This window comes from Streptococcus sp. Marseille-Q0941 (assembly GCF_943736975.1).
GTDB lineage: Bacteria > Bacillota > Bacilli > Lactobacillales > Streptococcaceae > Streptococcus.
Map to the genome: position 1 here is coordinate 135,735 of NZ_CALSFO010000003.1, position 18,667 is coordinate 154,401.

Genomic DNA, 18,667 nt, shown 5'->3' on the forward strand with positions numbered 1-18,667 from the left:
CTCCTGAACCTGAAGTCCTTTCAAGTAAGGGAGATCAACAACCACCAGTAGTTGAAATTCCAGAATTCAAAGGTGGAGTTAATGCTGTAGAAGCGGCGGTTCATGAAATTCCAGAGTTCAAGGGCGGCGTTAATTGGGTTGAAGCGGACAAGAATGAGCTTCCAGAATTCAAGGGCGGCGTTAATTGGGTTGAAGCAGCTAAGAATGAGGTTCCAGAATATAAAGAACCTGTTGCAAACCCAGCTACACCACTTGCGGATCACAAGCAAACTTCAAGTTCAACAAGTCAAAAACAAGAACAAGAAGGACCAAATGCACCAGCTACTGAAGCTAAAGGCCAGCTTCCAGCAACTGGTGAGCAAGATTCAGCAGGCTTAGCCTTCCTAGCAAGTCTTGGATTGGTTCTATCTGCAACCTTTATCAAAAAAGGGAAAGAAGATTAAGTACGAATCTTCTTTCGATGCAGAATAGCTTGTTTTAATCATAAAAAACCAGGGACAATAGTTCCTGGTTTTTTATGATTAAAATGAAAAAAACCAACGGAGTAACCGTTGGTATTGAGAAATGCTTAAGATGCTCCGTTAGTAGCGCTAACTCCTGCTTCAGTAGTTGGAGGATTTACTGAAGAATCAGATGGCTCATTTTTTTGAGAATTGTTATCTGATTTTGTATCTTCTCTTTTGCTAGGAGTTTGAAGGTCTTCTTTTTGAGTCGTTTCTTGATTGTTGGATGGACTTTGTGCAGGAGCATTGGATTCAGCGGGAGCTTCCTTTTGAACTTCCTTGATGATGGTTGTTTGTGGAGTCGTATCTTTATGATCCTTGTTTTTATCTAAAGCATTCATGATAGTGATACTAGCTGTAATCAAACCAAGGATACTGGCTAAAGTTGCAATTGTTTTTTGAAAGACGGTAAAGCCTTTTTTTAGATGTTCAGTTTTAGGTTTTGATTTTCTGCGATAGTTAGACATAATTTCTCTCCTTTTACCATGCTTCATTATACCCAAAATCTTTAAAAAAAACTTAAATGAACCTGAACGGCATTTCTTGTCGCCTGAACTGTTTCATGTTACAATAGAAGGAGTGATTTTAGAAAGCGTGAGAAACAATGATTTACTTTGATAATTCGGCTACGACCAAGCCTTATCCTGAAGTACTTGAAACCTATATGCAGGTGTCTGCAAAAATTATTGGTAATCCATCTAGCCTTCATCGTTTGGGGGACCAATCTACCAGAATTTTAGAAGCTTCTCGACAGCAGATTGCAGATTTAATTGGTAAGAAAAGCGAAGAAATCTACTTTACATCTGGTGGCACCGAAGGGGATAACTGGGTTATCAAAGGTGTGGCTTTTGAAAAAGCGCAATTTGGTAAACACATTATTGTGTCTGACATTGAACATCCAGCGGTTAAGGAATCAGCTCTTTGGCTGAAGACTCAAGGATTTGAGGTAGATTTTGCACCTGTAGATGAGAGAGGATTTGTAGATGTAGCTGCCTTAGCAAGTCTACTTCGTCCGGATACAACGCTAGTCTCTGTTATGGCAGTTAACAATGAAATCGGCTCAATCCAGCCTATTGAAGCTATTTCAGAACTATTAGCTGATAAGCCAACTATTTCTTTCCATGTGGATGCGGTTCAAGCCTTGGCTAAGATTCCAACAGAAAAGTATTTGACAGACCGAGTGGATTTTGCAACCTTCTCGAGTCACAAGTTCCACGGTGTTCGTGGTGTTGGATTTGTCTATATCAAGTCAGGTAAGAAAATTACGCCACTTTTAACTGGTGGTGGCCAAGAGCGTGATTATCGCTCAACTACTGAGAATGTAGCAGGTATTGCAGCGACTGCTAAGGCACTCCGTTTGTCGATGGAAAATTTAGACGTGTTTTCTTCTAAGACAGCCCAGATGAAGGAAGTCATCCGTCAAGCCCTTCTTGAATATCCAGATATTTTTGTTTTCTCAGGTGAGGAAGACTTTGCTCCTCATATTCTGACCTTTGGGATTAAGGGTGTCCGTGGTGAAGTCATTGTTCATGCATTTGAAGACTATGATATTTTCATTTCCACAACCTCTGCTTGCTCGTCCAAGGCAGGAAAACCTGCTGGTACCTTGATTGCTATGGGGGTTGAAAAAGAGAAGGCCCAGTCAGCAGTCCGCCTCAGCCTGGACCTAGAAAATGACATGAGTCAAGTTGAGCAATTTTTGACCAAGCTAAAATTAATTTACAATCAAACTAGAAAAGTGAGATAGGAGTATTCATGCAGTATTCAGAAATTATGATTCGCTACGGGGAACTGTCAACCAAAGGTAAAAACCGGATGCGTTTCATTAATAAACTACGTAATAATATCTCAGACGTTTTATCTATCTATCCTCAAGTCAAGGTTACTGCTGATCGTGACCGTGCCCATGCTTATCTCAATGGTGCTGATTATGAACCAGTAGCTGAGTCACTCAAACAAGTTTTCGGGATTCAAAACTTTTCACCAGTGTATAAGGTTGAAAAATCTGTAGAGGTTCTTAAATCTGCTGTCCAAGAGATTATGCAGGACATCTATAAGGAAGGCATGACCTTTAAGATCTCTAGCAAACGTAGTGATCACAACTTTGAACTGGATAGTCGTGAACTCAACCAAGTTCTTGGTGGTGCTGTTTTTGATGCCATTCCAAATGTACAAGCCCAGATGAAAAATCCCGATATCAATCTGCAAGTGGAGATTCGTGAAGAGGCGGCTTATCTTTCCTATGAGACCATTCGTGGTGCGGGTGGTCTACCAGTTGGAACTTCTGGGAAAGGTATGCTCATGTTATCAGGAGGAATTGACTCGCCTGTAGCAGGTTATCTTGCACTGAAACGTGGAGTGGATATTGAAGCTGTTCACTTTGCTAGTCCACCATATACTAGTCCCGGTGCCCTCAAGAAAGCTCAGGATTTGACCCGTAAATTGACTAAGTTCGGTGGGAATATCCAGTTTATCGAAGTACCTTTCACTGAGATCCAAGAAGAAATTAAAGCCAAAGCTCCAGAAGCCTATCTTATGACTTTGACACGTCGCTTTATGATGCGGATTACCGACCGTATCCGTGAAGTGAGAAACGGTTTGGTCATTATCAATGGTGAAAGTCTTGGTCAGGTAGCAAGCCAAACTCTTGAAAGTATGCAGGCTATCAATGCCGTGACCAATACACCAATTATTCGTCCAGTTGTGACCATGGATAAGTTGGAAATTATTGATATTGCTCAGGAAATTGACACCTTTGAAATTTCTATCCAACCTTTTGAAGACTGCTGTACGATTTTTGCGCCTGATCGTCCGAAAACAAATCCAAAGATTAAGAATGCCGAACAGTATGAAACACGTATGGATGTTGAAGGCTTAGTTGAGCGAGCAGTGGCAGGGATTATGATCACAGAAATCACACCGCAAGCCGAAAAAGATGCTGTCGATGAATTAATTGAAGATCTTCTTTAATGAGAATACAACTAAAAGTTAGTTTTTATCCTTAATTTGGACGGAAACTGACTTTTTTTCTATTTTTATGCTATAATAAGGTAAAATTTTGAATATAGAGAGTTTTCTGACAATGAATCAATCATACTTTTACCTGAAAATGCGAGAGCATAAACTCAAGGTTCCCTACACAGGTAAGGAACGCCGTGTACGTGTTCTTCTTCCTAAAGACTATGAGAAGGACACGAATCGCACTTATCCGGTTGTCTATTTCCATGATGGTCAGAATGTCTTTTACAGTAAAGAATCCTATGTCGGTCATTCATGGAAGATTATTCCTACCATCAAGCGAAATCCTGATATCAGTCGCATGATTGTGGTAGCCATTGATAATGATGGCCTAGGACGTATGAATGAGTACGCGGCATGGAAATTCCAAGAGTCTAATATTCCCGGTCAACAGTTTGGTGGTAAGGGAGTCGAGTATGCTGAGTTTGTCATGGAAGTGGTCAAACCCTTTATCGATGAAAACTATCGTACAAAATCAGACCGCAAGCACACTGCTATGGTTGGGTCTTCTCTAGGCGGCAATATTACCCAGTTTATTGGCTTGGAGTATCAAGACCAGATTGGCTGCTTGGGTGTCTTTTCATCTGCTAATTGGCTTCACCAAGAGGCTTTTGATCGCTATATCGAGCGTAAAAAACTATTGCCAGACCAGCGAGTCTTTATCTATGTTGGGACGGAAGAAGCAGATGACACGGATAAGACCCTTATGGCTGGTAATATCAAGCAGGCTTATATTGACTCTTCTCTTCGCTATTATCATGATTTGATAGCAGGAGGAGTTCAGTTAGAAAATCTTTCACTCAAGGTTCAGGCTGGGGCTATCCACCATGAAATTCCATGGTCAGAAAATCTACCGGCTTGCCTACGTTTTTTTGCAGAAAATTGGTAATTAGTATAAAGGAGACAGGATATGCATATTGAACATCTTAGCCACTGGAGTGGAAATCTAAATCGTGAAATGTATGTCAATCGATATGGACATGGAGGCATCCCAGTTGTTGTCTTTGCTTCTTCAGGTGGTAGCCATAATGAATACTATGATTTTGGAATGATTGATGCTTGCGCATCCTTCATCGAAGAAGGTCGCGTGCAGTTCTTTACCCTTTCCAGTGTAGATAGTGAGAGCTGGTTGGCAACTTGGAAAAATAGCCATGACCAAGCTGAGATGCACCGTGCCTATGAACGATATGTGATTGAAGAAGCGATTCCTTTTATCAAGCACAAGACAGGATGGTTTGACGGTATGATGACAACAGGTTGCTCTATGGGAGCCTACCATGCCCTTAATTTTTTCCTTCAGCATCCAGATGTTTTTACCAAGGTCATTGCTCTTAGTGGTGTATACGATGCGCGCTTCTTTGTAGGTGACTACTATAATGATGATGCTATCTATCAAAATTCACCAGTAGACTATATCTGGAATCAAAATGATGGTTGGTTTATTGACCGTTACCGTCAGGCTGAAATTATTGTTTGTACAGGTCTAGGCCCTTGGGAACATGATGGACTACCTTCTTACTATAAGCTCAAAGAAGCCTTTGACCAAAAACAAATTCCTGCCTGGTTTGCAGAATGGGGACATGATGTTGCCCATGATTGGGAATGGTGGCGCAAACAAATGCCTTATTTCCTCGGTCACATGAGTCTATAAAAGGAGTTGCTTATGAATTATCTTGTAATTTCACCCTATTACCCACAAAATTTTCAACAGTTTAGTATTGAGTTAGCTAATAAAGGAATTACAGTTCTAGGAATCGGGCAAGAACCCTACGAACAACTAGATGAACCATTGCGCAATAGCTTGACGGAGTATTACCGAGTTGATAATCTTGAAAATATTGACGAAGTCAAGCGTGCAGTTGCCTTTCTTTTCTATAAACATGGACCAATTGACCGCATCGAATCTCACAATGAATACTGGTTAGAGTTGGATGCCGCTCTTCGTGAACAGTTTAATGTCTTTGGTGCCAAGCCAGAAGACCTTAAGAAGACAAAGTTCAAGTCTGAAATGAAGAAACTCTTCGAAAAAGCTGGAGTTCCAGTGGTTCAAGGTGCTGTTATTGAAACAGAAGCAGATGTTGATAAAGCTGTGAAAGAAATCGGCCTTCCGATGATTGCAAAACCTGACAATGGAGTTGGGGCAGCAGCAACCTTCAAACTTGAAACAGAAGATGATGTAAACCACTTTAAGGCTGAATGGGACCACTCAACCATTTATTTCTTTGAAAAATTTGTAACTTCAAGTGAAATTTGTACTTTCGACGGTTTGGTAGATAGAGACGGAAATATTGTCTTCTCGACAACATTTGATTATGCCTACACTCCTTTAGATTTGATGCTTTACAAGATGGACAATTCTTATTATGTTCTTAAAGATATGGATCCAAAATTGCGCAAGTATGGTGAGGCTATTGTTAAGGAATTTGGTATGAAAGAACGTTTCTTCCATATTGAGTTCTTCCGAGACGGTGATGATTACATCGCGATTGAGTACAATAACCGTCCAGCAGGTGGTTTCACGATTGATGTCTATAACTTTGCCCATTCGATTGATTTGTACCAAGGTTATGCAGCTCTTGTGGCGGGTAAACCCTTCCCAGAGTCTCCATTTGAAACTCAGTATTGTCTTGCAACATCTCGTCGGGCCAACGCTAACTATGTATATTCAGAGGAAGACTTGCTAGCCAAATACGGTCACCAATTCAAGGTCAAAAAAATCATGCCAGCTGCTTTTGCTGAATTGCAAGGAGATTATCTCTATATGCTTACGACACCAAGTCGTGAGGAAATGGAACAGATGATTAAAGACTTTGGTCAGCGTCAATAATAATCAAAATCAGGAGGCTGGGACAAAAGTTCTAGCCTCTCAATTGTCTTTGGATTGTCGAGTAAGACGCAGTGGTTGAGTGGACTCTACTAGGCTGATTTCATCAGCTTTTACAGCCCTACTCAACTGTGCGGAGGTGGGACTACGAAATCGAATTCTAACGAATGACCGATTTCTGTCTCACTCTCTTTTTTGAAGAGTTAAAATAAAAGCGTTTTCTCATGGGATTCTTTTAGAAAATCTGTTGCTAAAAGCCTTAAAAATTGATAGAATAGGGATTGTCTAAAAAATATTAAGGAGAATCTATCAATGGATTTCACATGGGCAGTCAAATATGCCACTGAATTTTTGGGAACAGCCATTTTGATTATCTTGGGAAATGGTGCCGTTGCCAACGTTGAACTTAAAGGTACGAAAGGTCACCAAAGTGGCTGGCTCGTTATCGCTGTTGGTTACGGTATGGGGGTTATGATTCCAGCTTTGATGTTTGGTAACGTTTCTGGTAACCACATCAACCCAGCCTTCACTCTTGGACTTGCAGTTAGCGGTCTTTTTGACTGGGGACAGGTACCATTTTACATTATTGCGCAAGTGTTGGGAGCAATCTTCGGACAAGCCTTGGTTGTTGCGACTCACCGTCCTTACTACTTAAAAACAGAAAACCCAAATAATATCTTGGGAACTTTCTCAACTATTTCAAGTTTGGATCATGGTACAAAAGAATCTCGTTATGCAGCAATTGTGAACGGTTTTATCAACGAGTTTGTTGGATCATTTGTTCTTTTCTTTGCGGCACTTGGTTTGACAAAGAACTTCTTTGGTGCTGAATTAGTTACAAAAGCTCAAGCGTTGATTAATGAACAAGTGGCACAAGCGACTGCTCAAGGTCAAACAATTCCTCAAGAACAAGTCGCTACATATCTTGAACAAGCGAAAACACAAGTAGCTCCATTCTTGTCACCAGGTCTTGGTATTGCACACTTGGCACTTGGTTTCCTAGTTATGGCCTTGGTAACATCACTTGGTGGACCTACAGGACCTGGTTTGAACCCAGCTCGTGACTTTGGACCACGTCTTCTTCACGCAGTGCTTCCTAAATCAATCCTTGGTGAACACAAGGGTGATTCAAAATGGTGGTATTCTTGGGTACCAGTAGTAGCACCAATTGCTGCTGCGATTGCCGCTGTAGCGCTCTTCAAATTACTTTACCTATAATCTTTAAAAACTGGGTTTTCCCAGTTTTTTCTTTTTAGTACAGTTGTGTCTTTTAGACTTGAATGTTGAAATAGTCAGACTTTTTTCATTTTAAATCAAAAGATGTAAATATGGCAAAAATATGGTAAAATAGAGTATTAAGTAAACGTTAAAAAGGAATATTATGCGTAAAGAAATTGCACCTGAATTATATAATTACAATAAATTCCCTGGTCCTGAATTTCATTTGTCTGGAGATAAAGTCGAAGCGGAAGGTTTTACTTTTACCTTAGTTGAAAATAGCAAGGAAGCCTTTGATGCAACGGTATTTTCTCAACGCTTTTCAGAAGTTTTAACTAAGTATGATTATATTGTAGGAGACTGGAGTAATGAACAGTTACGCTTGCGTGGTTTCTACAAAAATGAGCGAGCTGAAGAATCTCTTGAGAAAATCAGTCGTTTACAGGATTATCTACTCGAGTATTGTAGCTATGGATGTGCCTATTTTGTCTTAGAAAACGAGACTCCTAAACGAGCACCATTTGATCAAAAAATGCGCAAGAAAGAAGAAGAAAAAGACAACCGAAAAGGGAAGAAATCTTCTCAAAATAGGAAAAGAAATCATACGGATAAGAGAAATAGACGTCGTCGTAAAGAACAGAAGCCTCAGAATGAATCAAAGGAACAACGTCATTTCGTCATCCGTAAGAAGGACTAGAAAATAAGGAGAAAAGATGAAACCGTCGATTTATAGTTTAACACGCCAAGGGATGCAAGAATGGGTCCTAGAGCAAGGAGAAAAGAAATTCCGAGCGGATCAAATCTGGGAATGGCTTTACCGTAAACGTGTTCAGACATTTGAAGAAATGACCAACTTGTCTAAAGATTTGATTGCCAAGCTCAATGACCAGTTTGTAGTCAATCCCTTAAAACAACGTATCGTTCAAGAATCAGCTGATGGAACAGTTAAGTACCTTTTTGAACTGCCAGACGGTATGTTGATTGAGACTGTCCTTATGCGTCAACACTACGGTTTATCAGTCTGTGTAACAACTCAGGTAGGATGTAATATCGGTTGTACCTTCTGTGCGTCAGGTTTAATCAAGAAGCAACGTGACCTTAATAACGGGGAAATCGTAGCGCAGATCATGCTGGTTCAGAAATACTTTGACGAACGTGGTCAAGATGAACGTGTCAGCCATATTGTTGTCATGGGTATTGGAGAACCATTTGATAACTACAATAATGTTTTGAACTTTATCCGTATCATCAATGATGACAAGGGAATGGCTATCGGTGCTCGCCATATCACCGTATCAACTTCTGGCTTGGCTCACAAGATTCGTGAGTTTGCCAATGAAGGAGTACAGGTTAACCTAGCTGTTTCTCTTCATGCTCCAAACAATGAACTGCGTTCAAGCATTATGAAGATTAACCGCGCCTTTCCGATTGAAAAACTATTTGCAGCTATCGAGGATTACATCGAGACGACCAACCGCCGTGTGACTTTTGAGTATATCATGCTAAATGAAGTCAATGATGGAGTTGAACAAGCGCTTGAGTTGGCAGAATTGCTGAAAAACATCAAAAAATTGTCCTATGTCAACTTGATTCCTTATAACCCAGTTAGTGAGCATGACCAATACAGTCGTAGTCCTAAAGAACGTGTAATGGCCTTCTACGATACCCTCAAGAAAAAAGGGGTCAACTGTGTTGTCCGTCAAGAGCATGGTACAGATATTGATGCAGCTTGTGGACAATTACGCTCCAATACCATGAAACGTGACCGCCAGAAGGCAGTCGCAGCGGTAAATCCATAAAATGACTAAAAAAAGAGAATTAATCTTAAGATTGGGAGTGGCTGTTTACAGCCTATGCATCGTCTGTTTTTGTTTTACTCCCCAACCTCAACTTCCTACAGGAGTGGAAACTCCAGGTATTCAAACTTTTGGACGCCTGGTTTTTCTTTTGACGCCTTTTAACTCCCTTTGGAATCTGGGAGAAGTAACTAGCTTTTTACAGCTGTTTTGGATATTTTTACAAAATGCCTTAAATATCCTCTTGCTTTTCCCATTAATTTTCCAGCTTCTCTATCTTATACCTGCTCTAAGAAAAACGAAGAAAGTGATTTTGTTTAGCTTTTTATTGAGCTTGAGCATCGAGTGCACACAGCTAGTGTTAGATTTTTTCTTTGATTTTAATAGGGTCTTTGAGATTGATGATTTATGGACCAATACATTGGGTGGCTACCTGGCTTGGGTCCTTTATAAACTACTACATAAAACAAGATAAGGAATTAAAATGAGTATCTTAGAAGTTAAAAATTTGAGTCACGGTTTTGGAGACCGTGCGATTTTTGAAGACGTATCCTTCCGTCTCCTAAAAGGTGAACATATCGGGCTAGTCGGTGCTAACGGTGAAGGGAAATCAACCTTTATGAGCATCGTAACTGGTAAAATGTTACCGGATGAAGGGAAGGTAGAATGGTCCAAATATGTGACAGCAGGCTACCTGGACCAGCACGCTGTGCTCAAAGAAGGTCAAACTGTGCGTGATGTTTTGCGTACAGCCTTCGATGAGTTGTTTAAAGCAGAAGCTCGGATCAATGATCTTTACGTGGAAATGGCAGAAGAGGGCGCTGATATTGATGCTCTGATGGAAGAAGTCGGAGAACTTCAGGACCGTTTGGAGAGTCGTGATTTTTATACTTTAGATGCCAAGATTGATGAAGTGGCGCGTGCTCTCGGTGTCATGGACTATGGTATGGATACAGACGTAACAGCCTTATCAGGTGGCCAAAGAACCAAGGTGCTTTTAGCCAAACTTCTTCTTGAAAAGCCAGATATCTTGCTTTTGGATGAGCCTACCAACTATTTGGATGCAGAGCATATTGACTGGCTCAAGCGCTATCTGCAGAACTATGAGAATGCCTTTGTCCTTATTTCGCACGATATTCCATTCCTCAATGATGTGATCAATATCGTATATCACGTTGAAAATCAACAGTTAACTCGTTATTCTGGAGATTACTACCAGTTCCAAGAAGTCTATGCCATGAAGAAATCGCAGCTAGAGGCAGCCTATGAACGTCAACAGAAGGAAATTGCTGACCTCAAGGATTTCGTAGCCCGCAACAAAGCCCGTGTCGCAACTCGTAATATGGCCATGTCTCGCCAGAAGAAATTAGACAAGATGGACATTATCGAGCTTCAAAGTGAGAAACCAAAGCCGTCCTTTGATTTTAAACCAGCTCGTACACCAGGTCGCTTTATCTTCCAAGCCAAGGATTTGCAGATTGGTTACGACCGCCCACTTACAAAACCATTAAATCTTACCTTTGAACGCAATCAGAAGGTTGCCATTATTGGTGCCAATGGTATCGGTAAGACAACTCTATTGAAGAGTCTTTTGGGCATTATTCCACCCATTGCTGGTGAAGTTGAACGCGGTGATTATCTAGAACTTGGCTACTTTGAGCAAGAAGTGGAAGGCGGCAATCGCCAAACACCTCTAGAAGCAGTTTGGAATGCCTTTCCAGCTCTTAACCAAGCAGAAGTCCGTGCAGCCCTTGCTCGCTGTGGTTTGACGACTAAGCATATCGAAAGCCAAATTCAAGTCTTATCAGGTGGGGAACAAGCCAAGGTTCGTTTCTGTCTCTTGATGAATCGCGAGCACAATGTCCTTGTTCTAGATGAGCCTACCAACCACTTGGATGTGGATGCTAAGGATGAGCTCAAACGTGCTCTGAAAGAATATAAAGGGTCAATCCTTATGGTTTGCCACGAACCAGACTTCTATGAAGGTTGGATGGATCAAATCTGGGACTTCAATGAGCTAACATAAAAAGAGAAACTCGCAAAACTAGAATAGGAAAAAGCCAAGTCTGTGTGACTTGGCTTTTTGGCTAGTAATTCAAATAGGTTTCAATCTCAGATTTTTGGATTTCTTTTCCGTAGTGACAGATCGGGCAAGAAACGAAATAAGTTTTACCGTAAGGAAAGAGGGGAATCCAGTAAAGAGTAAACTTGCGTCCGTATTCCGTAATTTCCCAAGTCCCAACATTGTTACAATGGCCACATTCGATAGCAGTTTGTGTATGTCCCAACACTTTTTGGTAACCTTTTGACCCCCAAAATAGAATCATTTTATAATCTCCTTAAAATAAATGATGTTATTGTTTGCTAAAATCGTAGTCTTTCACAATTTCAATACTATTGATAGTGATAGCAGTTGTTGGTTTATCTTTTTCGTCTTTTTCAGCCTTGGCAATTTTATCTACAACGTCCATACCATCAATCACTTGACCAAAGACTGGGTGTTTACCATCAAGAGTTGGATTTCCACCTTCTTTATAGGCTTCGATAATTTTTTTAGGATAGCTACTTGTAGGAAGTTTAGCAGAATAGTCAGTTGTACTTTGGTTGATGAAGAATTGGCTACCATTTGTGCTTGGTTGACCAGTATTGGCCATAGATAGGGAACCACGGATATTATAAAGGTATGGAGAGATTTCATTTTTAAAACCAGTCCCCTTGTCCTTGGTTTTGTCCTTATCGTGCCAGATAGATTCACCACCTGTACCATCACCTTTTGGATCTCCGGTTTGTACCATAAATCCATCAATCACACGGTGGAAAGTAACTCCATTGTAGTAGCCTTCCTTAGCGTGAGTAAGGAAGTTTTCAACCGCAAGTGGAGCTAACTTTGGAAAGAGCTTGATACGGATATCCCCTTGGCTAGTGTGGAGAATAGCCTCAGCCTCATCTTCAGCGACTTCCTTAGAAAGTTGAGGGAAGTTCGCATTTTCATTGGTTAAGGCGTCTTTCAAATCTTTTTCTGCTTGGGAAGCAGCCTTAGCACTTTGTTCTGTAGCAATTTTAGAATCCACATAATCATCACCACGAAGTGCACGTTGGATGCTTGTACATCCACCGAGAGCAAAAGTCGAAATGAGTAGTAGTGTAGCTAGTTTCTTCATGTTAGTCCTTTCAAAAATCATTTCTACCATTGTACCCTAAAAAGAAGTGGATTTCAAATATTAGTAACGAGGTAGTTTAAGAGGAAATCAACCAAAAGGTCGCTTGATTAGAGATTTTTCTTTGGATGATGGTCGATAATTTCCTGGTATTGTCCCAGTATCCGCTCTCCCTTTAGCTTCAATTCCTAATTAATCAATGAACTTAATACTAGGTCTCGAAAAGAATTATGCTTCCTCTTTCTGTCTGAGTTCAAAGAGGTCTTCTACTTTCAGATTAAAAACTTGAGCAATTTTAAGAGCCATTTCTAGCGAAGGATTGTAACGATTATTTTCCAAGTGCAGAATTGTCTCACGTCGCATGCCGATGAGGTTGGCTAACTCCTGCTGGGTCATGCCTGTGGACTCACGAACAGATTTGAGATTAGTAATAATTTTGCTTTCTTTGGCCATGCTTATCCTCTACGTTCCAAGATAAAATAGACAACTGCAAAGATGCAAATCAAGGCAGCTATGCTAATAAATATCTGGCCCATGTAAAGAGTGAGAGCCCCCATATACCCAATGATAACTGCTAGGATCATCAGTGCGCCTAGTATAAAAACAAACATCAAGCTAGCTGCCTTGACTAAATTAGCATAAAAGCGTTCGTCCGGAGTTTCCTTGACATTTTTCAAACAGAAAAAAACAAATACAATCACTTCAGTAACGAGGCCAATTCCCAAAATCCATTCTTTAATACCAGAACTTTCGCTTGGGGTCGCAACCCAAATCCCTACTGTATAAAAAATGCTTGCTGCAAATAAAAGTACCGTGTAAAGCTTAGCAGACAAGTCAAAAATAATCTTTCCCTTATCTTTCTGACTCTTATGAGGCCGTGGTTTCATATGTAGCCAGCTCCAAATAGCTATAATTTGACCTGACACTGAAATACCAGTAATAACTAACTTGGGTCCCCAACTAAGATTAGAACTAAATAAAACAATAAAATCAATAAAGAGAGCTACGGCAATCATTGCAATGAGGCCACGCATTTTTTGACTTTTTTTCATGATAGACTCCTTTTTTGTGTTATAAATATATCACACTTAAATTTATGTTATAAATATATCACACTTAAATTTAGAAAGCAAGAATTTTATGTGTCAATGTGGTAATAATTTGAAAAATTTTTTAATAAAAGCCCTTGATAGTCAAACAACTAAAGAATTCTTTGAAGCAATGCATCGTATTTGGTTTGGATAGTTTCGTTAATAATATTTGATGATAAAGAATTTTTGGAAAATCTAGATACTGTATGGATCTCTACTTTATTTCTTAGACTGTTATAAAGTCTGTCAGAATAAGCTTTGTAGGTGTAGAAGATAATTTTTACAGAAGTGAAGTAAGCATTCAATACGAATCAATACATAAGAAAAACTCTGATTTCAAGCGTTTTTTCTTTTTTCAATTTTAATACATTTCACTATATTTCAGTCCAATCTCTACCTTCTTATCTATACTTTTATGGAGCTGAAGTTGACATCTACAAAGTTTAATGTTAAAATACATTCAAAAATATATTTGAATGAGGTGTTTTATGGTTCAAAATGTTGTTACTTCAATAATCCTGTATTCTGGGACAGCCGTAGACTTACTTATTATCCTAATGTTATTTTTTGCCAAAAGAAAAAGCAGAAAGGACATCATTAACATCTATTTAGGACAATTTCTAGGCTCTGTTAGTCTAATATTGCTAAGTTTACTTTTTGCATTTGTCTTAAATTATATTCCTAGTAAAGAGATTTTAGGTTTGCTCGGTTTGATTCCAATTTTCCTAGGACTCAAAGTTTTGCTTTTAGGAGATTCTGATGGAGAAGCTATTGCAAAAGATGGTTTGCGCAAAGATAATAAAAACCTGGTTTTTCTAGTCGCTATGATTACTTTTGCAAGTTGTGGTGCTGACAATATTGGTGTTTTTGTCCCATATTTTATTACCTTAAATTTAGCGAATTTGATAGTGGCTTTACTTACCTTTCTAGTCATGATTTATCTCTTGGTTTTTTCTGCCCAAAAATTGGCACAAGTCCCTTCTGTTGGAGAAACTTTGGAAAAATATAGCAGATGGTTTATTGCCGTTGTTTATTTAGGATTGGGGATGTATATTCTGATTGAAAACAACAGCTTTGACATGCTAAGGACTGTGTTCGGCTAGGAGAAAAAATTATGAAAAAAGATAGTATCTGCCAAGTGAATATTATAAATCAACAAAATGTTACAACCGCAACGAACTACCTTGAAAAGGAAAAAGTCCAAAAATCACTTCGTATTTTATCAAAGTTTACCGATAATAAACAGATAAATATCATCTTTTATCTCCTTGCTGTTGAAGAACTCTGTGTCTGTGATATAGCCTGTTTACTAAATCTCAGTATGGCATCTGCTTCCCACCATCTTCGTAAACTAGCCAATCAAAACATCTTGGACACTAGAAGAGAGGGGAAAATTATATATTATTTTATAAAGGATGAGGAAATCAGAGATTTTTTTAATCAACTAGGATAACAACTATTTTTACTACTTTTCCATGATTATAGGGGATTATATATGAAATTTTTTGATGAAAATTTCCCATAAGAAATACCTACTCGTATCAAATGTTTAAGAAAAAAGTATAATTTAAAGCAAAGCGACCTAGGTAATGCAGGTCAAGTTAGCCAAGTTGAAAAGGAAGAAATCTGAAAGAAAATGTATCTTTGATAGTAGTCATTTATTGTGAAATATGATATATTTATTGACTAGATGGATGAATATTTCTAAAGTTAAATAAAATATGACAGATACATGTTTTTTAGTGTATCTTGTTTGTACTCAAAGTATGAAATGAATATCTAATATTTAAGATTAATAAATATTATACGATGAGATAGAATGCTACAAAATGAAAGGCGATGTAATCTGATGAAGAAAGATAGATTAATTGCATTGACAGATGCGGTTCTAGCAATTATAATGACTATCCTAATCTTAGAATTAGAAAAACCAACGACACCAAATCTTCAAGCTTTTTGGGATTTACGGCAAAATTTCTTTGCTTATTTTCTTTCTTTTTTCTGGTTGGGATCGTTATGGATGGCACTAAACACATTATGGGAAAAGGTTGAGAAAATTTCTCAACAAATTGTTTGGTGGAATTTGTTTCTTTTATTTTTTGTTTCATTTATGCCCTACGCTACTGGAATCGTTAGTAGTCATTTCATGAATCATACGGCACAGCTCTTTTATGGACTGATCGTTATTGTTTCAACGGTAGCAAACTGGTTTTTGCATAAAGTAATTGATAAACCCAATATAGATCAGAAAGAATTACTTGAAGCTACCGCACAATATAGAAAGTTATTGATACCTGACCTAATAATTAAAGGAGTGGGATTGATTCTATCCTTAATTCTCTATCCTCCGATTATGATGTATAGTGTTTTAATTGCAGCATTTTACATCATAACTTTAAAAACACTATCTGAAAAAAGAGTGAATAACTAAAAAACGGTGACCAAAGTTAGGTGTATTATTTTAATGCTTACAGACCTAAACTATTCCCCTATTTATAATTTATTGATTCATATTTTATGAAATTAAAAAGTAGATATCGTTCAGAAAATCCTTGATATTACGCTGTTTTTAGTCCAACTGAAATCCATACTTTCCAAACCAGGTCTTAAGAAAGCTCGTAAAGCTAGGTAGTTTTCTAAACGTTAAAAACTAGCTACAATACAGCATTTACAACACTTCATGGTTCACACCATGGGGTGTTTTTGATGATTTTAAGCAAAATTCACACCATTTAATTGAAAGTTATTTAAATTAGATGAAAATTTGTTTTCTGAAAAAGTGGGAAAACATTGATTTTAAGCGAATTTTGAAACATATTCGAATGGGAGTTTTTAAAATCATGTTTCGGTTGTAAAAGTGCCAAACTGGACTCTCCATAGGAGAGTGATATCATCTACTAATAGATTGTCTTCTAATAGTTCCATTTTGCGTTTTGGGACAGGTTTAGGGCCTTCCATATCAAGATTAGGAAAGATATAGGGCTTGACAGGGTAGTCTTTATAGACAGTATCAAAAGTAGTATTCATAAATTTTTTCTTTCTAATTTATCCCTATTAGTCTAAAAAATTAAAAAATTTTAAAGTCTGTCAAGTTTTTTTCTTGACACCGTTCATAAATCTGCTATAATAGAACATGTGCTAAATAGCTAAGCTATTTCACCGAAATAAAAAATAAAAGAAAAGAGATATTAAAAATGGCAGTAAAAATCCGTTTGACTCGTATGGGTTCTAAGAAAAAACCTTTCTACCGTATTAACGTAGCAGATTCACGTTCACCACGTGACGGACGTTTCATCGAAACAGTTGGAACTTACAACCCACTTGTTGAAGAAAACCAAGTAACTTTGAAAGAAGACCGTATTCTTGCATGGTTGGCTGATGGAGCTCAACCTTCAGATACAGTTCGTAACATCCTTTCAAAAGAAGGCGTATTGAAGAAATTCCACGATTCTAAATTCTCAAAATAAGTTTAAAGTAGGTTGACAGATGGATACGATTGAAAATCTCATTATTGCAATTGTGAAACCTTTGATTTCACAACCTGATGCCTTAACTATCAAGATTGAAGATACACCAGAATTTTTGGAATATCATTTGGATCTTGACCAGAGCGATGTGGGTCGTGTAATCGGTCGTAAGGGTCGCACTATTTCTGCGATAAGAACGATTGTCTACTCTGTCCCAACTGAAGACAAAAAAGTAAGAATCGTTATCGATGAAAAATAAAGAAAGCGGGACAGATGTCTCGCTTTTTTGTGAGGAGGAGAAGATGAAGGATTTAACGTTTAGACAATTACAAGCCTACTTGCTTGAACATTAGCAGTAGTCTCTCTATCTATGCTATTGTTCGACTTGGAGCATCAACTGTCAGTGTCTTTGGTAATCTTGGAACAGTTTTGACCATTCTAGCCGGAGCTCTTATCCTCCACGAACCAATTTATAGTTTCCATGTGATTGTAGCTACTTTGATTATTGCTGGAATTTTAGGCATGAATCTGATGAGAAAAAAGTAAAGATTGTTTAGCAGTCTTTTTCTTTATCTAGACGATACAGAAAATTCAAAATTTTTAATGAAATCAAGTTTAGAAAACCATGATTTTAATATAGCATGATAAAATAGATAAAAGAATGATACTAGGATAAAGAGGAGAGAGTGTAGAAATGAAGCAAAATGATATAGCTGAAGCTATTGCTTTTTATAACAGAAAACCCGAGACTTTGGTACGTCACATTATACCAGTCTTAGATTGTGATTTGGTTGTTTATCATCGCCCTGGATGCTCAAGTAAAGGACACATTATTTTTTATCATGGAGCTTGTGGACGTAGTCAGATGTGGGCCAACCAGTATGATGCTTTTGAAGGATTTGACCTCTACTTTGTAAATGTTAGAGGACAGGGTGAATCACCTATGAAAGCTGGTCTACCTGACTTAGAAGGTGCTGTTCAAGATGTAGATGCTATTTTGTCCTATTTCCAGCTAGATAAGGTGATATTGGTCGGACATTCTTGGGGAGGAAATCCACTTCAAGAGTATACCTATCGTCATCCAGATCGAGTTCTAGCCTTGGTCATGGTAGATAGTTGGGGACAGCATCGTTACCTATCGGATAAAGAGAGAAATCGCATAAAATATTCTTCTCTTATGTACAAAACGATTCCTTGGAAGGTGATTGCTGATAAGAACTCAAAAATGTGTACAGATAATCCTATCACAAGAGAATTAGTCAAGACGGCCATTATAGAAACTGGACGAGATGTTTTTTTGAACCTTGGTATCACAGGTTTTTTAGCTGTCCATGAGATAGAAGGTTATCATGGCAATCCTCCCATGCTATTAGTAAGAGGTGAAAACGATTTTCCCAAACACCTAAAAATGATCTACGATGGTATCATTGCCTTAAATCCCAATGCGCGTCAAGTAACGATTTCAGATAGTAAACACCAACCGATGAATGACCATCCTAAAGAGTTTAATCAGATAGTTGGTGATTTTTTTGAAGAAGTAGTAGCCTTGTAAGACAGGACCTATTCAGCTTGTGAAAATCCCTCTAACATGA

At 38.4% G+C, this 18,667-nt stretch carries 22 protein-coding genes and 2 pseudogenes; 18 read left to right on the forward strand and 6 right to left on the reverse strand.

The window, feature by feature from the left end:
• Positions 1–53: 53 nt before the first annotated feature.
• Positions 54–443: pseudogene (locus tag NGI26_RS09300) on the forward strand (SIALI-17 repeat-containing surface protein); the annotation flags it as partial.
• 125 nt (positions 444–568) lie between these two features.
• On the opposite strand, the gene NGI26_RS02465 reads toward NGI26_RS09300, so the two are convergent.
• Entirely contained in the window at positions 569–970 is a 402-nt protein-coding gene (locus NGI26_RS02465; protein ID WP_251935530.1) for a DUF6556 family protein, read from the reverse strand.
• A gap of 137 nt (positions 971–1,107) precedes the next feature.
• Here NGI26_RS02465 and NGI26_RS02470 point away from each other — a divergent pair, with 137 nt between their 5' ends.
• The 10 genes and pseudogenes from NGI26_RS02470 (at position 1,108) to abc-f (ending at position 11,385) form a co-directional block, all read left to right on the forward strand.
• Positions 1,108–2,250, forward strand: coding sequence for a cysteine desulfurase family protein (locus NGI26_RS02470; protein WP_251935532.1), 1,143 nt, complete (start codon positions 1,108–1,110; stop codon positions 2,248–2,250).
• A gap of 8 nt (positions 2,251–2,258) precedes the next feature.
• Complete coding sequence (gene thiI / locus NGI26_RS02475) at positions 2,259–3,473, forward strand: tRNA uracil 4-sulfurtransferase ThiI (RefSeq protein ID WP_251935534.1); 1,215 nt, start codon at positions 2,259–2,261, stop codon at positions 3,471–3,473.
• 112 nt (positions 3,474–3,585) lie between these two features.
• Positions 3,586–4,410 carry an alpha/beta hydrolase gene (locus NGI26_RS02480; protein ID WP_251935537.1) on the forward strand — a complete coding sequence of 275 codons (825 nt, stop codon included), beginning with the start codon at positions 3,586–3,588 and terminating at the stop codon, positions 4,408–4,410.
• A 21-nt stretch (positions 4,411–4,431) separates the two neighbouring features.
• The gene (locus tag NGI26_RS02485) at positions 4,432–5,172 is read left to right on the forward strand and encodes an esterase family protein (protein WP_251935539.1); all 741 of its coding nucleotides are present in this window, start codon (positions 4,432–4,434) and stop codon (positions 5,170–5,172) included.
• 12 nt (positions 5,173–5,184) lie between these two features.
• Positions 5,185–6,348 (forward strand): ATP-grasp domain-containing protein, encoded by a 1,164-nt coding sequence (locus NGI26_RS02490; protein ID WP_251935541.1) that lies wholly within the window; start codon positions 5,185–5,187, stop codon positions 6,346–6,348.
• A 309-nt stretch (positions 6,349–6,657) separates the two neighbouring features.
• On the forward strand, positions 6,658–7,563 hold the full coding sequence (gla, locus tag NGI26_RS02495; protein WP_251935543.1) for an aquaglyceroporin Gla: 906 nt from the start codon (positions 6,658–6,660) through the stop codon (positions 7,561–7,563).
• A 163-nt stretch (positions 7,564–7,726) separates the two neighbouring features.
• Positions 7,727–8,260, forward strand: a complete 534-nt coding sequence (locus tag NGI26_RS02500; protein ID WP_251935545.1) for a YutD-like domain-containing protein — start codon at positions 7,727–7,729, stop codon at positions 8,258–8,260.
• A gap of 16 nt (positions 8,261–8,276) precedes the next feature.
• Positions 8,277–9,362 (forward strand): dual-specificity RNA methyltransferase RlmN, encoded by a 1,086-nt coding sequence (gene rlmN / locus NGI26_RS02505; RefSeq protein WP_251935548.1) that lies wholly within the window; start codon positions 8,277–8,279, stop codon positions 9,360–9,362.
• A gap of 1 nt (position 9,363) precedes the next feature.
• Positions 9,364–9,842 (forward strand): annotated as a pseudogene (locus NGI26_RS02510) (VanZ family protein).
• Between the two features lies 1 nt (position 9,843).
• A complete protein-coding gene (gene abc-f / locus NGI26_RS02515; RefSeq protein WP_251935552.1) occupies positions 9,844–11,385 on the forward strand; it encodes a ribosomal protection-like ABC-F family protein in 1,542 nt (513 codons plus the stop codon).
• Positions 11,386–11,446: 61 nt separating this feature from the next.
• Here the strand turns inward: abc-f and NGI26_RS02520 are convergent, their stop codons facing one another.
• From NGI26_RS02520 to NGI26_RS02535, 4 genes are all read right to left on the reverse strand, one after another.
• On the reverse strand, positions 11,447–11,686 hold the full coding sequence (locus tag NGI26_RS02520; protein ID WP_251935555.1) for a zinc-ribbon domain-containing protein: 240 nt from the start codon (positions 11,684–11,686) through the stop codon (positions 11,447–11,449).
• Between the two features lie 27 nt (positions 11,687–11,713).
• Positions 11,714–12,520: a peptidylprolyl isomerase gene (locus NGI26_RS02525; RefSeq protein ID WP_251937163.1), complete on the reverse strand. Its 807-nt coding sequence runs from the start codon at positions 12,518–12,520 to the stop codon at positions 11,714–11,716.
• Between the two features lie 225 nt (positions 12,521–12,745).
• A complete protein-coding gene (locus NGI26_RS02530) occupies positions 12,746–12,970 on the reverse strand; it encodes a helix-turn-helix transcriptional regulator (protein WP_251935557.1) in 225 nt (74 codons plus the stop codon).
• A gap of 2 nt (positions 12,971–12,972) precedes the next feature.
• Positions 12,973–13,569 (reverse strand): hypothetical protein, encoded by a 597-nt coding sequence (locus NGI26_RS02535; protein WP_251935559.1) that lies wholly within the window; start codon positions 13,567–13,569, stop codon positions 12,973–12,975.
• 527 nt (positions 13,570–14,096) lie between these two features.
• Between NGI26_RS02535 and NGI26_RS02540 the strand changes: the two genes are divergently transcribed.
• From NGI26_RS02540 to NGI26_RS02550, 3 genes are all read left to right on the forward strand, one after another.
• Positions 14,097–14,711 carry a CadD family cadmium resistance transporter gene (locus NGI26_RS02540; RefSeq protein WP_286009824.1) on the forward strand — a complete coding sequence of 205 codons (615 nt, stop codon included), beginning with the start codon at positions 14,097–14,099 and terminating at the stop codon, positions 14,709–14,711.
• Between the two features lie 11 nt (positions 14,712–14,722).
• Positions 14,723–15,061, forward strand: coding sequence for a Cd(II)/Zn(II)-sensing metalloregulatory transcriptional regulator CadX (gene cadX / locus NGI26_RS02545; RefSeq protein WP_000711085.1), 339 nt, complete (start codon positions 14,723–14,725; stop codon positions 15,059–15,061).
• Positions 15,062–15,457: 396 nt separating this feature from the next.
• Entirely contained in the window at positions 15,458–16,039 is a 582-nt protein-coding gene (locus tag NGI26_RS02550) for a TMEM175 family protein (protein ID WP_251935561.1), read from the forward strand.
• Positions 16,040–16,446: 407 nt separating this feature from the next.
• Here NGI26_RS02550 and NGI26_RS02555 read toward each other — a convergent pair whose 3' ends face one another.
• Positions 16,447–16,635 (reverse strand): hypothetical protein, encoded by a 189-nt coding sequence (locus NGI26_RS02555; protein ID WP_251935563.1) that lies wholly within the window; start codon positions 16,633–16,635, stop codon positions 16,447–16,449.
• 167 nt (positions 16,636–16,802) lie between these two features.
• Between NGI26_RS02555 and rpsP the strand changes: the two genes are divergently transcribed.
• From rpsP to NGI26_RS02575, 4 genes are all read left to right on the forward strand, one after another.
• Positions 16,803–17,075 (forward strand): 30S ribosomal protein S16, encoded by a 273-nt coding sequence (gene rpsP / locus NGI26_RS02560; protein ID WP_004253064.1) that lies wholly within the window; start codon positions 16,803–16,805, stop codon positions 17,073–17,075.
• Positions 17,076–17,094: 19 nt separating this feature from the next.
• Complete coding sequence (gene kphA / locus NGI26_RS02565; RefSeq protein ID WP_000379617.1) at positions 17,095–17,334, forward strand: RNA-binding protein KphA; 240 nt, start codon at positions 17,095–17,097, stop codon at positions 17,332–17,334.
• 83 nt (positions 17,335–17,417) lie between these two features.
• A complete protein-coding gene (locus tag NGI26_RS02570) occupies positions 17,418–17,621 on the forward strand; it encodes an EamA family transporter (RefSeq protein WP_251935566.1) in 204 nt (67 codons plus the stop codon).
• Between the two features lie 148 nt (positions 17,622–17,769).
• Positions 17,770–18,627, forward strand: a complete 858-nt coding sequence (locus NGI26_RS02575; RefSeq protein WP_251935568.1) for an alpha/beta fold hydrolase — start codon at positions 17,770–17,772, stop codon at positions 18,625–18,627.
• Positions 18,628–18,667 lie beyond the last annotated feature (40 nt).

Coding starts and splice junctions, on each gene's coding strand:
- NGI26_RS02525 (WP_251937163.1), bottom strand. CDS start 12,520: ATGAAGAAACTAGCTACACTACTACTCATTTCGACTTTTGCTCTCGGT.
- abc-f (WP_251935552.1), top strand. CDS start 9,844: ATGAGTATCTTAGAAGTTAAAAATTTGAGTCACGGTTTTGGAGACCGT.
- cadX (WP_000711085.1), top strand. CDS start 14,723: ATGAAAAAAGATAGTATCTGCCAAGTGAATATTATAAATCAACAAAAT.
- gla (WP_251935543.1), top strand. CDS start 6,658: ATGGATTTCACATGGGCAGTCAAATATGCCACTGAATTTTTGGGAACA.
- NGI26_RS02470 (WP_251935532.1), top strand. CDS start 1,108: ATGATTTACTTTGATAATTCGGCTACGACCAAGCCTTATCCTGAAGTA.
- rpsP (WP_004253064.1), top strand. CDS start 16,803: ATGGCAGTAAAAATCCGTTTGACTCGTATGGGTTCTAAGAAAAAACCT.
- NGI26_RS02465 (WP_251935530.1), bottom strand. CDS start 970: ATGTCTAACTATCGCAGAAAATCAAAACCTAAAACTGAACATCTAAAA.
- NGI26_RS02500 (WP_251935545.1), top strand. CDS start 7,727: ATGCGTAAAGAAATTGCACCTGAATTATATAATTACAATAAATTCCCT.
- thiI (WP_251935534.1), top strand. CDS start 2,259: ATGCAGTATTCAGAAATTATGATTCGCTACGGGGAACTGTCAACCAAA.
- NGI26_RS02530 (WP_251935557.1), bottom strand. CDS start 12,970: ATGGCCAAAGAAAGCAAAATTATTACTAATCTCAAATCTGTTCGTGAG.
- NGI26_RS02555 (WP_251935563.1), bottom strand. CDS start 16,635: ATGAATACTACTTTTGATACTGTCTATAAAGACTACCCTGTCAAGCCC.
- NGI26_RS02540 (WP_286009824.1), top strand. CDS start 14,097: ATGGTTCAAAATGTTGTTACTTCAATAATCCTGTATTCTGGGACAGCC.
- NGI26_RS02535 (WP_251935559.1), bottom strand. CDS start 13,569: ATGAAAAAAAGTCAAAAAATGCGTGGCCTCATTGCAATGATTGCCGTA.
- NGI26_RS02575 (WP_251935568.1), top strand. CDS start 17,770: ATGAAGCAAAATGATATAGCTGAAGCTATTGCTTTTTATAACAGAAAA.
- NGI26_RS02520 (WP_251935555.1), bottom strand. CDS start 11,686: ATGATTCTATTTTGGGGGTCAAAAGGTTACCAAAAAGTGTTGGGACAT.
- NGI26_RS02490 (WP_251935541.1), top strand. CDS start 5,185: ATGAATTATCTTGTAATTTCACCCTATTACCCACAAAATTTTCAACAG.
- kphA (WP_000379617.1), top strand. CDS start 17,095: ATGGATACGATTGAAAATCTCATTATTGCAATTGTGAAACCTTTGATT.
- NGI26_RS02480 (WP_251935537.1), top strand. CDS start 3,586: ATGAATCAATCATACTTTTACCTGAAAATGCGAGAGCATAAACTCAAG.
- rlmN (WP_251935548.1), top strand. CDS start 8,277: ATGAAACCGTCGATTTATAGTTTAACACGCCAAGGGATGCAAGAATGG.
- NGI26_RS02550 (WP_251935561.1), top strand. CDS start 15,458: ATGAAGAAAGATAGATTAATTGCATTGACAGATGCGGTTCTAGCAATT.
- NGI26_RS02485 (WP_251935539.1), top strand. CDS start 4,432: ATGCATATTGAACATCTTAGCCACTGGAGTGGAAATCTAAATCGTGAA.